The sequence below is a fragment of the Paenibacillus sp. EKM206P genome, assembly GCF_011066155.1.
Taxonomy (GTDB): domain Bacteria; phylum Bacillota; class Bacilli; order Paenibacillales; family Paenibacillaceae; genus Paenibacillus; species Paenibacillus polymyxa_D.
On the sequence record NZ_JAAMNQ010000008.1, the window covers coordinates 170763 to 186749 of the forward strand.

Annotated in this window: 14 protein-coding genes and 1 other RNA gene; 3 read left to right on the top strand and 12 right to left on the bottom strand. The window is 43.2% G+C overall.

The annotated features are described in order from the left end of the window. Nucleotides 1-254 precede the first annotated feature (254 nt). A complete protein-coding gene (locus G9G53_RS17440) occupies nt 255-2645 on the bottom strand; it encodes a phosphoketolase family protein (protein ID WP_185156370.1) in 2391 nt (796 codons plus the stop codon). A gap of 294 nt (nt 2646-2939) precedes the next feature. Next, nucleotides 2940-3662: a GntR family transcriptional regulator gene (locus G9G53_RS17445; protein ID WP_023986502.1), complete on the bottom strand. Its 723-nt coding sequence runs from the start codon at nt 3660-3662 to the stop codon at nt 2940-2942. A 351-nt stretch (nt 3663-4013) separates the two neighbouring features. Between G9G53_RS17445 and G9G53_RS17450 the strand changes: the two genes are divergently transcribed. Next, nucleotides 4014-5165 carry a glycosyltransferase gene (locus tag G9G53_RS17450; RefSeq protein WP_165149342.1) on the top strand — a complete coding sequence of 384 codons (1152 nt, stop codon included), beginning with the start codon at nt 4014-4016 and terminating at the stop codon, nt 5163-5165. 190 nt (nt 5166-5355) lie between these two features. Here the strand turns inward: G9G53_RS17450 and G9G53_RS17455 are convergent, their stop codons facing one another. Beyond that, the gene (locus tag G9G53_RS17455; RefSeq protein ID WP_165149344.1) at nt 5356-5913 is read right to left on the bottom strand and encodes a PadR family transcriptional regulator; all 558 of its coding nucleotides are present in this window, start codon (nt 5911-5913) and stop codon (nt 5356-5358) included. 284 nt (nt 5914-6197) lie between these two features. Between G9G53_RS17455 and G9G53_RS17460 the strand changes: the two genes are divergently transcribed. Further along, on the top strand, nt 6198-6704 hold the full coding sequence (locus G9G53_RS17460) for a tautomerase family protein (RefSeq protein WP_165149346.1): 507 nt from the start codon (nt 6198-6200) through the stop codon (nt 6702-6704). A 46-nt stretch (nt 6705-6750) separates the two neighbouring features. Here the strand turns inward: G9G53_RS17460 and G9G53_RS17465 are convergent, their stop codons facing one another. After that, entirely contained in the window at nt 6751-7398 is a 648-nt protein-coding gene (locus tag G9G53_RS17465) for an NAD(P)H-dependent oxidoreductase (protein WP_165149348.1), read from the bottom strand. 175 nt (nt 7399-7573) lie between these two features. Between G9G53_RS17465 and G9G53_RS17470 the strand changes: the two genes are divergently transcribed. After that, nucleotides 7574-7906: a winged helix-turn-helix transcriptional regulator gene (locus G9G53_RS17470; protein WP_165149350.1), complete on the top strand. Its 333-nt coding sequence runs from the start codon at nt 7574-7576 to the stop codon at nt 7904-7906. A gap of 75 nt (nt 7907-7981) precedes the next feature. Here G9G53_RS17470 and G9G53_RS17475 read toward each other — a convergent pair whose 3' ends face one another. The 8 genes from G9G53_RS17475 to eno form a co-directional block, all read right to left on the bottom strand. Then, nucleotides 7982-8932 (bottom strand): ring-cleaving dioxygenase, encoded by a 951-nt coding sequence (locus tag G9G53_RS17475; protein WP_165149352.1) that lies wholly within the window; start codon nt 8930-8932, stop codon nt 7982-7984. Between the two features lie 74 nt (nt 8933-9006). Further along, a complete protein-coding gene (locus G9G53_RS17480) occupies nt 9007-9405 on the bottom strand; it encodes a DoxX family protein (RefSeq protein ID WP_029516933.1) in 399 nt (132 codons plus the stop codon). 66 nt (nt 9406-9471) lie between these two features. Next, nucleotides 9472-9699 (bottom strand): DUF896 domain-containing protein, encoded by a 228-nt coding sequence (locus G9G53_RS17485; RefSeq protein ID WP_029516934.1) that lies wholly within the window; start codon nt 9697-9699, stop codon nt 9472-9474. A gap of 237 nt (nt 9700-9936) precedes the next feature. Beyond that, nucleotides 9937-10301, bottom strand: a transfer-messenger RNA (tmRNA) gene (gene ssrA / locus G9G53_RS17490). A gap of 250 nt (nt 10302-10551) precedes the next feature. Continuing rightward, nucleotides 10552-11031 (bottom strand): SsrA-binding protein SmpB, encoded by a 480-nt coding sequence (gene smpB, locus G9G53_RS17495; RefSeq protein WP_013308270.1) that lies wholly within the window; start codon nt 11029-11031, stop codon nt 10552-10554. A gap of 279 nt (nt 11032-11310) precedes the next feature. After that, nucleotides 11311-13926, bottom strand: a complete 2616-nt coding sequence (gene rnr, locus G9G53_RS17500) for a ribonuclease R (RefSeq protein ID WP_165149354.1) — start codon at nt 13924-13926, stop codon at nt 11311-11313. Between the two features lie 196 nt (nt 13927-14122). Beyond that, nucleotides 14123-14356: a preprotein translocase subunit SecG gene (gene secG / locus G9G53_RS17505; RefSeq protein ID WP_013308268.1), complete on the bottom strand. Its 234-nt coding sequence runs from the start codon at nt 14354-14356 to the stop codon at nt 14123-14125. A 341-nt stretch (nt 14357-14697) separates the two neighbouring features. Continuing rightward, nucleotides 14698-15984, bottom strand: a complete 1287-nt coding sequence (eno, locus tag G9G53_RS17510) for a phosphopyruvate hydratase (RefSeq protein WP_013308266.1) — start codon at nt 15982-15984, stop codon at nt 14698-14700. Nucleotides 15985-15987 lie beyond the last annotated feature (3 nt).

The following is a 15987-nucleotide window of genomic DNA, read 5'->3' on the forward strand; positions in this document are numbered from 1 at the left end:
ATTCTCTTATACCGCAGCACCTTTAATGCTCAGAAAAATACAGCAAATGACTCGGTTCCTCCTATACTTATTACCCACCAGTTCGTGACTTTCCTATTAAATTCTCTGTATGCTACATCAAAAAGTGCCTGATCCCCGTTGAAATCATACTTGAATTCAAGGAGTCAGGCACTCGTATACCGCTACCAAATCATATATTCCACTTCATGCTGAATTGCTTGGTTGTCCAACACAAAGTTGAAGCGTCTTAATTTTTATTTCAAGGTCAAGCCTTTCCATACCCAGTTCTCTACCTCTGGCAAGTCAATGCCCTCTTCGCGAATGAATTGATGATGTTTCTTAACCGTAGCATCCATTTCATCCACAATGTTGGTGTACTTCCCAGCGTCAGGTAAGTTGAGAACAGCTTCCTTCACTAAGTCAAAACGATCCATTTGATTCAATACACGCATATCAAATGGTGTCGTAATATCGCCGTTCTCACGGTAACCATGTACATGCAAGTTATGATTGTGACGATCAAAGAACAGATCTTTGATCAGACCTTCGTAACCATGGAAAGCGAAAACTACTGGTTTATCCTTTGTGAAAAAGTGATCAAACTCGGCGTCAGATAATCCACGCGGGTCTAGTTTTTGACTTCTCAGTTTCAGCAAATCTACCACGTTGATGTACCGAATCTTCAATTCAGGCAGTTTTTCATGCAAAATGGAAATCGCAGCTAAACTTTCAATCGTTGGCTCTGTACCAGCAGAAGCAATGACAAGATCAGGTTCTCCACCTTGATCTGTACTTGCCCAGTCAATGATCTTCAACCCTTTATCCACCAATTCCTTCGCTTCATCAGCAGTAAACCATTGTGGACGTGGGTGTTTGGACGAAACAATCAAATTGATCTTTTGACGGTCGTTTAAAATGGTGTCGAAAACAGCCAACAAGGAATTGGCATCCGCTGGCAGATACTCCCGAATAAATTCCGGTTTTTTATCAGCCAAATGACCCAACAAACCTGGATCTTGGTGTGTATACCCATTATGATCCTGTTGGAACACTGTTGAAGTTGCTACGACATTCAATGATGGGATATCTGCACGCCATCCTTGATCCGTTGCTTTACGCAGCCACTTAAAGTGCTGGGTGATCATCGAGTCAACCACGCGCAGGAAGGCTTCGTAACTTGCAAAGAAACCATGACGACCTGTTAACACATAACCTTCCAGCAGTCCTTCAGCTTGGTGTTCGGATAATTGAGAATCAATTACACGACCATAGGATGATAAGAATTCATCATTAGGTTCAATAATTTGGTCCATCCATTGGCGTTTGGTTACTTCAAAAACAGGAGCCAAGCGATTAGACATTGTTTCATCCGGTCCGAAGATTCTGAAATTACGATTTTGTTCATTTAAGACAACCACATCTTTAACGTATTTCCCTAAAACCGACATATCTTGCGCAATCACTTTACCAGGTACGGAATTATCCAGCGCATAGTTACGGAAATCCGGCAATTTCAAGTCTTTAATGAGGTTCCCCGCATTCGCAACAGGGTTCATTCCCATACGTTTATCGCCTGTGGGCAGAATTTCAGCAAGCTCAGAGTTTAAACGACCGTTTTCGTCGAACAATTCCTCTGGTCTGTAGCTATTCAACCATTCTAACAAAGCAGGTGCGTGCTGCATATTTTTTTGATCAACCGGAATTGGAACCTGATGGGCACGGAATGAATTTGTATTCGGCACGTTGTCCCATTCCTTTGGACCCGTCCAGCCTTTAGGTGAACGGAATACAATCATCGGCCACGCTGGACGAGTAAGATCATTATTTTCACGCGCATTCTTTTGAATAGCTTCAATTTTCTCGATGGCCGTATCCAATACTTTCGCCATTTCTGGATGCATGTGATCCGGATTTTCACCTTCAACAAAGAATGGCTCCCAGCCCAAACCTTTAAAGTATGAGGTCAATTCTTCTTTCGATTGACGAGACATAATCGTTGGGTTACTAATCTTAAAGCCATTCAAGTGCAAGATTGGCAGCACTGCACCATCCGTGATCGGGTTGATAAATCTGTTAGAGAACCACGAAGCGGCTAATGGACCCGTTTCAGCTTCGCCATCACCAATAACAACAGCCGAAATCAGATCAGGATTATCCAGAATGGCACCTACACCATGAGAAAGGGAGTAGCCTAATTCTCCACCTTCATGGATAGATCCAGGTGTTTCAGGAGCAGCATGTGAAGCAATACCGCCAGGGAAAGAGAATTGTTTGAACAATTTCTTCATACCTGGGATATCTTGCGTAATTTGCGGATAGATTTCGGTGTAACTTCCATCCAGATATGAATTTGAAACCATAACCTGACCGCCGTGACCAGGGCCCTCAATGTAAAGCATGTTCAAATCATATTTATTAATAACACGATTTAGATGTGCATAAATAAAGTTTTGTCCTGGAATTGTGCCCCAGTGTCCAATAGGCTTAACCTTCACATCTGAATCTTTTAAAGGCTCTCTCAACAAAGGATTATCTTTTAAATAAAGCTGACCTACCGAAATGTAGTTCGTTGCACGCCAATATGCATCAAGTTTTTCTAAATATGTTTTAGATGAATAATCTGCTAACACGGGTGATAATGACATGGTGTCCACTCCCTAAGTAGTATTGTTTGTAATTTATTTCCGGAAATTTCATCTACATGTACATCATAACGCCGTGCCGATTAAATTCAACCTTTTTCACAAGTGATACGGTCCAATTTTGTGAAATTTTGAACATACTATGAAATATAAATTAAAAAGACAGTAAAAAAGCTCTTACATTAAAATATATAGAAGTATAAACCAATAAAATTTGTAATAAACGTTGCAATCGCAGGCTCCAATCCTTTTCTCAAAATTATAAAAAAAAGACCGGAGAATTCTCCAGTCTTATCATTAGTGAACCGATACAAAGGTATTAAATTTTAAATATTTGTAATGAAATCGCATATGAGAAAACTCAAATGGCGTACCGTTATCTAAAAAGAACACACCTTCCATAATACCTACAGGCTCATTTTCATTTAAATGTAGCAGCTTTTGATCATTCTCTTGGGACGGTTCTGCAAAAATGGATAAAAAAGATTTGGTGACGGCCAAGTTCCGCGAGTCTTCCAAATAATTAAAAATGGACCCCTCGATAATAGTCTGATTTAAATTCTGGACAATTTTAATGGGAATATAGCCCGTTTCAATCATAAAAGGATCATCATCAAACAGACGTAAGCGGACAATTTTGTAAACAAAATCATGAGTCTCCAAGAACAAATCGCGCTGTAATTCTTCTGTTGGCGGAATGACCTCAAAACTCAATACTTTGATCTTAGGCTTTTTACCATGCATTTGAAAATTATCAGTGACCCCTAGATTAGAGCCTTCGTAGTTAAAGATAGATTCATTTCTTATGTATAATGGATTAATAAATGTCCCGGAACCTTGTTTTTTAAAAATAATTCCGACATTCTCCATTTTAGTCAGAGCACGTTTAATTGAACTACGACTAACCTGGTAAGTCTCACTAAGACTACGTTCATCTGGCAATCTCATATCTGCAAACTTTCCCGCAAAGATTTTCATCTTGAGATCGTCAATAATTTGCTTATAGACAAATTGTGTCATATAGTACTCCTCTTTCAGGTCTTCTATAACTCCATATAGTTTACCATAACTTGCCCATTTCATCTCTTGTTTGTTTCTGTATGCTAAGGGGGGCTTTCAACGGATGGGAAGCGCCCTCGCTTTTACTTTACATCTCTATGCATAATACCATGATTACACATACATAACACCACTGAACGTACCTGCAAATTAGCAGAAAATACAGAACTCCCACCTTAACTTCCGCGATAAGACCAAGCCTGTTTCGAACCTTGAGGGATGTTTGACTAGACCAGGCTAAAATCCTTGAATACATTGTTATTATTTATCTTGTTCAAACGTTTTCTAATAAGAAAGGTGGGGGGGATCACATTGGCAATCCGCTACAGCGTCATCATTCCAACCTATAATCGAGTCCAGCAATTGTTGCTTACACTCGCTTCATTTGAGACACAAACCTATCCAAAGCAACTATTCGAAGTCATTGTAGCTGATGACGGTTCTACAGACGGAACGAAAGAAATGGTCGAAGGCTTCAAAGCATCCTATCCTCTTATCTATGTGTCACACCCGGAACAACGCGGTCGATCTGCCGTTCGAAATTTGGGGCTGCGCCGTGCAAAGGGGCTGTACATCATCTTCTGCGACGCTGACTTTGTAGTATTACCGGAATTCATTAGGATTGTGAGTCGTTATCACCGTAAATATCCCAAGTCCGTGCTTTCAGGCATTCCTCACTCGTGGGACGATGCTTTTACCCATTATTACCCTGACTTTTCTCCTGAAGAAAAAGAACAATGTCGCAACATACTTACCCAATCCAACTTATGGAATGCTGACTATGAAGCAGCGAGCGAAATTACTCCGATCATAACCCCAGAAGATATCCTTCACCAAACGGGTGCACTGTCTAAAGTAGTTAGTCCCACAAGGGTTCCTCCGAATACGCAGAAACAATTTGCCTCAACGGACGTAGCCCCCTGGATGCTGCTGGTTACTCGTTGTGTAGCCATCAAACGCAGTCACTTGATTCGTATTGGAGGTTTCAATGAACGGTTTGTGCTCTATGGACTCGAGGACTGGGACCTTGGCTATAGACTACATCGCTTGAAGATTCCTTTTTATTGCATCAAAGAGGTGGTCGGATATCATCAGGAACATCCAACCTATCTTAGAGGTAACGTGTTAAATACGGAAAATCTGAGAATCATGTATGAAACCTACGGATTCCATGACTCCTCGTTAAATTTATTTGCCCTTATCCCTCCATCCGAGGATTTTGAGACCTACAAGAATACATTGCGGGTATTGCGCAGGGGATTCCGCTCTAGGTTAACACGCTCATCAGCACTGTTATTAAGAAGAACACTACGCATTGCAGCCAAGCAGTTCTACGATCAAAGCCATACTCATGCATACAAAAAATCATTACACTTGATAAAAAAGAAAGCAGCGAACCGGAAAAGTCGAGTCGCTCACGTATTACGAGAAATGCTGGTGAAGTCTGAAAAGCTGGTGGAATAATTGCATCCTCCTTACGGGATAAAAAAACTCCTCCATAAAGGTGCGAGCCCAACTTGGCAAAGCAGCTTTATGGAGGAGTCAAGGCCCTATGCGGAGAAGACGACAAGAATTGTCGTTACTAGTTTTCTATTCCTCATGATAGTTCAGCATGCTTTCTGATTATTCATTACATATGAGTTTTTACCTACTGCTAAGAACTCAATATTTTAATGCTATCATCGCACCAACTAATTAAACTGCTAAACTGACTCTTACCATAGCTCATTGTGATCATCCAATATTTGTGGTTATGGTCTTTATGCTCTACGTTGATAAGCCAACGTTCAAGTTCTTCAAAAATATGCAAGCTTTCCACTAGCTTTTCTTTATACTCCTGTATGTGCTTTATAATCGTTTCAGGCGAAGAATTGCCGCCAAAAAACACCCTCAACAGCAGCTCATTTTTTTTAAGCATCACCACATGCTCCATTGGCTGAGAAAGCCAGTCTGACAACGTGTGCCTTCCCTGATCGGTAATGCTGTAGAGTTTCTTGTCAGGCTTGCCTTTCTGTCGAATGACCTCGACTGCAATATCTTTTCGATCCAGTAGCTCTGCAAGGCTGGGATAGATCTGACCATAGTTCTCATTCCAAAAATAACTAGTGCTCTGCTCCATATGTTGCTTTATATCATAACCGGTATGAGGACCCAGACTCAGAATGCCTAATACCGCAAACATTGTATTGGTTTTTCCTGACTGTCTCGCCATTGTAAATTATGCCTCCTAGTACCTCTAGCAAATCTCTGTAGTATGTCATGCTTTCATTAGACTAGACATAATTATAGCCCATTTAAACTAACTTCACATCTAATCAATATATTATATAAATATATATTATTATAATAATTAGTGTTGACAAGGGCTTATCACCATTTTATATTAACGATATCAACAAATACCAATGAGTTTGCCAAGATGAAGCCTTGGATACAGATATCATAAAGAATTCCAAGACATCGCTTAGTTAAACCTCAATAAGGAGATATCAGACCATGACCATGATCAATGTAAATTATCAAGCAGGCCGCATAACGCTTGAACAGCGTCGTCTTTTGGCAGAAGGTTTGACGGATGCAGTTCTCGTTCCAGAGGTAGGTCAATATTGTCCGCCAGCAAGAGAAGGGTTTCAGGTCCATTTCACTGAACGTCCAATAGATTACATGGCAATTGGCGGGCAATTGCTGTCGGATCAGCCAGAACGTGATGTAATTACTATCAATGTTCTGGTGATGGATGGTGACTGGCCTAACGACGTTCGCAAAAAAGTGCTTGAAAATATTCTTGGCAGTTTGACTCAAGTACTTGGCGTACCGGAACCATCCCCGACTTGGTGGGTATCCTTCCAGGTCATTGAAGAAGGCAGCTGGGGTTCTCGCGGCGGCGTGCTCTCCATTCTGGACCTGCTGGATTCAGGAGTCTTTACTGAGGAGAAAATTAAGTCTATCAAGCAAAATATTACACGGGTAACACCGGGAAATCTAACGAAAAAACACCCATAAGGGTGTTCTTCATTTTTCCAAAGTAACACCCTTCAGTTTACATAATCTAATGGCTAGCCAAATCATGCTCCAAAGCTTGAAGAGAAAGGCTATCCCTCGTACTGCCCCCCTCTCCCGGTCTCATATCAAAAATACGATCGACAAATCGATTGACATCCAACAGCATTGCTTTTCGTTCCTCCAAGGTTACACGCGGCACCGAGTAAAGAAGCTTAATCTCAGCATCCGAAAACTTAGCGAACCCAAACAAATTATCGTTCGCCGCGTAGAGCATATCTTTCTGACGTGATATACGAATATAGTCTTCTGACGATCCTGTTGTAAAAATCGAGTAGGCCCTCTTGCCCTCAAGCCCATATACACCATCAGAAGAGCGTATGAGTCCTGTTGTGAACACTCTATCTATATATCCTTTAATAACAGCGGGAAATCCGCCCCACCATACCGGTGAAATAATAATCAAGGCATCTGCCCACAATAAATCCTCCTGTTCTTTTACTATCTCCTCTGGCAATACGTTTGTGACCTTAGCCTCTAAATCCTTTAAGCCTACCGTCGGATTAAATGACATTTGGATTAAGTCTTTTACCTTAACATTCGCCCCTCGTACGTTTAGATGAGCGATCACCTGCTCCAAAATCGCTTTGTTAAAGCTCTTAGGATAAGGGTGACCGTATAGAATATTAATGTTCATCTTCTTCGCCCCCAGAATATTTCCATATGGCTTGTCAAAGCCTTAATGCTAATGTAATGTTAAGCCAAAGGTATCGAAACAACAAGTAGGCATATTTATAGTAGATACTATCAAAAATCATACTAATTGATTTCATAGGGTTTTCTGGGATACAAACGAGGAGGAGATGGAATAAATGAGTGAGAATCTGAATCATTTTACAGATTGCCCCTTAACAAAGGTTCAGAAAATCATTGGAGGCAAATGGAAAATAGTGCTTTTATGGTTTCTGTCCCGTGGTACCAGAAGATTCGGTGAGATTAAACGCGCCTTTCCTGATATCACACAAGCGATGTTAACCAAGCAGCTAAGAGAATTAGAAGAAGACGGGTTTGTGCATCGGGAAGTATTCAAAGAAATCCCTCCCCGTGTTGAATACTCGCTAACAGCTCACGGAGTAAATTTCGTCCCCATATTGCGCAGTATGTATGATTGGGGGGAGGTTCATCTGGAGCACTCGAAAAAATGAAAACCCACTATGACCAATTTTGTCAAAGTAGGTTTAATCCTGTTTCCTCTGGGGGCGAAACAATAGCCGTTTCGTTTACTGTTGTTTTCCAGTTAATGTTCTCACTTTAATAGGATGCAGATTCGCCTCGATTTGAGCCTGTTGCGGTTCATACCACTCTGGTAGCATTAATTTCTGCCCCATAGATTCAGCAGGTTCATCGTTAGCAAATCCCGGTGGATCTGTAGCAATTTCAAATAGGATGCCGCCCGCTTCTCTGAAATATATAGCATTAAAATATTGGCGGTCTATGATTGGAGTCGGCTGATAGCCATAATGCTGGACTGCGCTTCTCCATTCTTCATGTTGTTCGAAGTCTTTTGCACGCCATGCAATGTGATGTACCGTGCCTGCTCCACCAAAGCCTAGACCTATTTTGGCGAGTGGGACATCCACGATGTTGCCGATTTCTCCTACGGACTGATAACGCGCATATTCGGCGTCTTCAGCGATTTTCGTAAATCCGAGTATGCTCTCCAATGCATCCATCGTTCTCTGTGGATTGACACTAAATAGCACGGCACCTCCAAACCCCTTAATTGCTTTATCGGCTGAAATGCCACCGTAAGACCAAGTACTATTCGCTCCCTCTTCACGTTCAACAAGCTCAAGACGTAAACCCTCATTATCCTCGAATTGAAGATATTGTTCAGAAAAACGGCTCGTTTTCGTAACTTGAATATCCAAGCTTTGCAAACGATGCTGCCAAAAATCAAGTGAACCTGGGGGTACTACATACGAGGTTATGCCCACCTGGCCTCCTCCGATTCGCCCTTTGGGAGTTCCTGGTGCAGGAAAAAAGGTAATGATCGTTCCAGGACTCCCTGCATCGTTGCCAAAGTACAAGTGGTAAACCTCAGGAGCATCGAAGTTGATCGTTTTCTTCACTAACCGAAGTCCCAGGACGCCGGCATAGAAGTCGACATTTTCCTGCGGATTACCGGCAAAAGCAGTAATATGATGGATACCTGTAGTTTGAAGTGACATATGAAACCCTCCTTTAATCGTAGGAACCTTTATTTTTTGTTATTGATGACTTTTAATGACCTAAACATCATGTTTTATCTAAGTATTGCATCAATGGAATATGAACCTGCTCCTGTCAACGCAATACCGATTACAACTGCAATAAGAACTAGCGGATATTCATAGCCATTAGCCGTTGCCCAGATCCCGTTTTGGCCATGTACTTTGAAAATTGCTCCGAGCATAGTCGCCGTAATCAACAATGCAGCCAGTGGAGTGAGCAATCCCACAGCAAATAGAGCTCCTCCCAACAATTCCATCAACCCAGCAGCCACTGCCATGAATACTCCGGGCTTAATGCCAATCGATTCCATCCAACCGCCCGTACCCTTTGGACCATAGCCGCCAAACCACCCAAAAAGCTTCTGCGCTCCATGCCCCACCAATAATAATCCAACCACCAAACGTATCAATAACAATCCACTTGCCAACATAAGAATCACTCTCCATATTATATTATTTTAAGATTATTAAATTAGAGATATTAAATAAAATTAAATCTATTGCTTAGCGACTCGAGCCTGTTCTTTTCTAAGTTTTTCAGGAGTAACATCATCTCCATTCGGATCATAGATCGTAGCATTCAAGAGAATGCTTTGTACAGAGCCCCGAAAGATTTGAAGGTATTCTTTGCGAAGATCGGTTTGTTCCATTTTTTCAATTTCAGTCAACCCAACTTCTTTCGCTTTTTTTGCAAGCTGATTAATTCTTTCTAAAATGGTAATCATGTATATACCTCCCTATTCAAAATTTTATGATCACTTTTATCTTTAATTTATTTATCTTGATATAAAGATATAATACTTTTCTATCCGTGTCAATACTTTTTCGAAAAGAAAAGCATCCAGAACACTTAGAGACACCTTTAAGCTACAAGTTGTGTAAAACCTTTCAACTCAATTACTAGAGCCATAATAAAAAGCCACCAACCAGAATCACGGGCTGATGGCTTTCTTGTCTTACTCAAATGGAGGCGAGGGGAGTCGAACCCCTGTCCGAAGATAACGACACATAAGCTTCTACGGGTGTAGTCACAGTTTTGATGTCACCCGAGTATCGCCCCGTAACCGGCTATACGTTGGGTCAGCCTGATTATCTTCTTCAGCTCACCGCAGGCGGAGATGAGACAGCGTATCCCACTATTTGTTAGCCCCTATCCCTGTCACATGGGCGATGCAGAGTAGAAGCACGCACACAGTTTCTTAGGCTGCGAAAGCGTAGTTGTTTTGTTGTTTGCCGTTTAATAGGCTTTAGCGTTGATGAAGCGGACGCGTCCCCACTACCCGCTACCCATGCTCGAACTATCCCCGTCGAATCCATAAACGCCCCCTTATTATAAAAGGGCTCCACGGATAAATCCGGAAATACCGGAGCATAAGCATGCATAATATCAAAAGCTGAATTCTAAGATTCAACACTCGAACAAAGTTAAAAGCTTTAAAATTGACTACTTCGTTAGTATACCATATTACAGGTCATTACGAAACGAAATGAAGCCATTTAAGCCTTATAAAATAGCACCATTACAGGAACAAGTAACTTCTCCACGTAATTTGTACCATAACCAATAATACAATAACTTATCTCGCAATTTTCTGCTTCTCACGTAAAGCACGTTGGATATCACGTTGTGCATCGCGTTTAGCGGCAGCATCACGTTTATCATACTGCTTTTTACCTCTACCCAGTCCGAGCAAAAGCTTGGCATAACCATTTCGAACATAAATCTTTAACGGAACAATCGTGTAGCCTTCCTGTTTGGACAATCCGATAAGTTTGCGAATCTGCTCTTTATGCAACAGTAGCTTACGCGTACGCGTCGGATCAGTAGGATTATTACGATTACCTTGCTCAAAAGGACTGATATGCATATTGTGAATATGAATTTCGCCATTACGGATCGTAGCAAATGCATCACTTATATTAGAGCGACCATTCCGTAGAGACTTAATTTCTGTTCCCGTTAGCACCATGCCCGCCTCGTAAGTGTCCTCAATAAAATAGTCATGGGAAGCTTTTTTGTTCTGGGCGAGCACTTTCCCGTCTGCCTTCTTACCCATGAATACCACTCCTTATGAATAACGTAATTCACTCTTTAAATCCAGGCATCAAAATCCGGCTACAAAGAGCCACCTAGAAATATATTGTAACAAATTTCAGATGGTAAAAGCAAGAAAGGTCAAGCCTTCTACATTTCTAACTGCACTTATATCACACTTAGAACCAAGCGGCTTCCATCCAATACAGCAGACAGAAACCGCACGTATACCTATGCTTCAAATCAGCTTCATACACTGCAATGAAAGCTCCAGCCTTCAAAGTAAGTAAGCTCTAGCTACCTACTTCTTCTTTTTCCGCACAAAGCCCGCGGTGCTATTGCCGCCACTTCCGCCCTTATTCTTCCGCTTGCGACGTGCTGCGCCTTCACCGTTTGGTCTGGCATCACTTCCTGGTGTAGCTGCTCCGCCGATGAAAATACCGCTGGCAGACGTCTTCTTCCGTCGCTTGCTTGCCCCGGATGCTGGCGAGTTATACCCGCCCTTGCCACTGCCAAAGCCGAAGCTGCTAGCTGAACCAGCTCCTGCCCCGTTCCCACCGCCGCGCCCTGAACGGCCTGCGGTGCTAATGCCTCCGTTACCTGCGCCAGCCTCTTTTGGCTTCCCGGTAACATCACGACTGCCTTTACCCTCTTTGCCAGTCTTATCCTTGCCGCCCTTGCGGTCACGCCCTTCTCGGCCTTTGCCTTTACCACGGCTCTCGCCACGTGCAAAGCCTCCGCCCTGTCCTGTACCGCCAGTCCGTTCACCGCGTTGCCGTTGCTTCATATCGACAAGTTCAAAGTCAATTGTGTAATCTTCCATGTTCACACGCGCGACGCGAACCTTAACCTCATCCCCAATGCGGAACACCTTGGAGGTGCGTTCGCCAATCAACGCCATATGCTGCTCGTCAAAGTGATAATAGTCGTCCGTAAGCGCACTCAGACGCGTCAGGCCTTCCACTGTATTGTCCAACTCAATGAACATCCCAAAGCTGGTTACACTGCTGATGATCCCCTCGAATTCCTCGCCGACCTTGTCCAGCATGTATTCAGCCTTTTTCATCTGCTCTGTATCACGTTCTGCATCCACAGCCACACGTTCACGCTCAGAAGATTGCTGCGCAATATCAGGCATACGTGCAGTCAAATATTCCTGACGCTCGGCTGTTAAAGCCCCGCCATTCTCCAATACCTCACGAATGACACGGTGAATCACCAAGTCAGGGTAACGACGAATCGGCGATGTAAAATGAGAGTAATACTCTGCTGCTAGCCCAAAATGTCCTGTCGTTTCCGCATCATACTTTGCCTGCTTCATCGAACGCAGCATCATCGTGCTAAGCACGGTTTGCTCCTTCGTACCCTGAATATCTTCCAGCAACGTTTGCAGTGCACGGGGATGAATGGAATTTCCTCTACCTTTGATCTGATGCCCAAAATTAGCCGCGAAAGCCATAAAGTTTTGCAGCTTCTCTGGATCTGGGTCCTCATGAATCCGGTACAAGAAAGGCACTTTAAGCCAATGGAAATGTTCAGCTACCGTTTCATTGGCCGCCAACATAAACTCTTCAATAATTTGTTCAGCTATCGTACGATCCCTCTTCACAATATCGACAGCTTTACCTTCATCATCAACAATCACTTTGGCTTCATCAAAATCAAAATCAACTGCACCTCGGCGCATTCGATTAGCACGCAGCTTCAATGCCAATTCCTTCATCGTGCCGAATACATCAACCAGATCCTTGTACCGTTCCATCAGTTCAGCATCTTCCTCTTCGAGGATTTTGCGAACGTTAGTGTACGTCATCCGTTCCTTCGTTTTAATCACACTGGTGAAAATATCATGCTTTACAACCTTCATATGCTCATTGAATTCCATCTCACAGGATAAAGTCAGTCGATCCACCTGTGGATTCAAAGAACATATTCCATTCGAAAGTCGATGTGGAAGCATAGGAATGACACGGTCAACCAAATACACGCTACAACCGCGGTTATATGCCTCCTGATCCAGCTTGGAGTTCTCATGCACATAATACCCTACGTCGGCAATATGAACGCCCAGACGGTAGTTTCCGTTCGGCAAGCGCTCTACATTGACAGCATCATCCAGGTCTTTGGCATCCTCACCATCAATGGTAACAATGATCTTATCACGCAGATCGCGCCGTCCCTGACGTACAATCTCTTCTTCCGTAATCGCGTCGGGAGCATTCTCGGCTTCCTCTGTCACTTCATCTGGAAAAGCTTCCGGAAGCTGATGCTTGCGAATAACGGACAAAATGTCAACGCCTGGATCATCCTTATGACCCAAAACCTCCAACACTTCGCCTTCCGCCGCAGCTCGTCCTTCTGGATAGCTCACAATGCGCACAACGACCTTTTGCCCGTTCACAGCTCCGTTGAAGCTATCCTTTGGAATGAAAATATCCCGGTTAATGCGCTTATCATCCGGCAAAACAAAACCGTATGCTTCGTGGCTCTGAAACACGCCTACTACTTGAAGCACTGCGCGCTTCACGATCCGCACAACTTCGCCTTCTAATCGGCCACCCGCAGGTCCCTTCGACGTCACTCTTACCAGTACCGTATCTCCATTCATCGCACTCTTCAAGTCGTTAGCATGAATATATACATCCGGGTGCTCCCGGTCCTCTGGAATCAAAAAAGCAAATCCCTTGGCATGAGCCTGCAAACGCCCACGCTGCAAATCCATCCGTTCCGGCACGCCATAGCGGTTTGTGCGGGTCAGCAGAATTTTCCCCTCTTCCTCCAAGGCATTCAAAAGCTTAAGAAATTCACGGAAATCTTCGGCATCCTTAATATCAAAATGCTGCTCCAGCTCCTGGTAAGTCATGGGTTTGTATGCGGTCTCGCGCATAAAATCGAGTAGTTGTTGCTCTGTTATCATAATATTGTCCACCTCGGGTGACCTTTAATTTTCAGTAATAAAATCCGCATGTCCTTGTTCCTTGCTCCTGATACAAGGCTCTTAATATACTCATACCCTAGTATACACGAATTTAATCGACGGCATCCCTGCCTGTCCAAAATCTAAAAAAAGCCCCCGTTTCCCGCGAAACGAAGGCTTAAGGTACATATTTATCTTATTTTGCAAAAAATGCAACTAAAACAGAAACGATCATGAAACCCGCACCCAAAACAGCAGTTGCGCGTTGTAAAATCAAATCCATACCGCGAGCTTTTGTCTTGCCGAACAGATGCTCAGCACCGCCAGAGATGGCACCGGACAAACCTGCGCTTTTCCCCTTTTGCAGTAAAACAACCGCAATAACAGCAATCGAGAACACAACGAGCAGCACTTTCAAAAAGATTTCCATGAAAAATCCCACCTCCTGAGCTTATACATCTGTTTTGCAAAACAACACAGCCTCTTTTATGAAAACATGTACATATCATGTTATAAATAGCCGGAAATTAACGCAAAACACTATTTTTATTCTACCACAGCTTCCAGTAGATAACAACAGCTATAGCAAGTCACTCAGCCATTAAGCCTTTGCAAAGTTATAAATTCTCATACACATCCATAATAACAAAAAACAGACCTGCTCGCGGTGGCGAGTAGGCCTGTTTTATTCATGCGTAAAAGCTTTGAGCGTTCAGACTTCGTGATCATAAACCATGAGTCAAGAGACGCCATCAGCATTTTTGCGCAATATTATTTTTTCAGGTTGTAGAAAGATTTCAGGCCGTGGTATTGAGCCAGTTCACCCAGTTGATCTTCAATGCGGAGCAATTGGTTGTACTTCGCAATACGGTCAGTACGGGAAGGAGCACCTGTTTTAATTTGGCCTGCATTTGTTGCAACAGCGATATCAGCGATTGTGCTGTCTTCGGATTCACCGGAACGGTGAGAGATAACAGCTGTGTATCCTGCACGTTTAGCCAATTCGATAGCATCGAATGTTTCAGTCAGCGTACCGATTTGGTTTACTTTGATCAGGATGGAGTTACCGATGTTTTCATCGATACCTTTAGCCAGACGCTCTGTGTTTGTTACGAACAGGTCGTCACCAACCAATTGGATTTTGTTGCCCAATTTTTCAGTGAGCAATTTCCAACCTTCCCAGTCATCTTCGGAGCAACCATCTTCAATAGTGATGATTGGGTATTTATCAACCCAAGAAGCAAGCAGGTCAACGAACTCAGCAGAAGTGAAGGATTTGCCTTCGCCTTCCAAAGTATATTTTCCATCTTTGAAGAACTCAGTGGAAGCAACGTCCATACCGAGGAATACGTCAACACCTGGTTTGTAACCAGCTTTTTCGATCGCTTCGATAATAGTGGACAGAGCTTCTTCGTTAGATTTGAAGTTAGGAGCAAAACCACCTTCATCACCAACAGCTGTGTTCAAACCTTTGGAGTTCAGTACGGATTTCAGGTTGTGGAAGATTTCTGCGCCTACACGCAGAGCTTCTTTAAATGTAGGAGCGCCTACAGGCAGAACCATGAACTCTTGTACGTCAACGTTATTGTCGGCATGAGCGCCACCGTTAACGATGTTCATCATTGGTACTGGCAATTGTTTAGCATTGAATCCGCCTAGGTAAGTGTACAGTGGCAAGCCCAGAGCTTCAGCAGCAGCGCGAGCTACAGCCATGGATACTGCCAGAATTGCGTTTGCACCCAATTTACCTTTGTTATGTGTACCATCCAATTTGATCATCAGCGTGTCGATTTCTACTTGGTTCACAGCATCCAAGCCGATTACTTCAGGAGCAATAATTTCGTTCACGTTTTTAACAGCTTGCAGAACGCCTTTACCCAGGTAACGGGATTTGTCGTTATCACGAAGTTCTACAGCTTCGTGAGCGCCTGTGGAGGCACCGGAAGGAACGATAGCACTACCGATAGCACCGGATTCCAGATATACTTCAACTTCAACCGTAGGGTTACCACGGGAGTCGAGGACTTCGCGAGCGTACACGTCAGAAATAATAGTCATTTG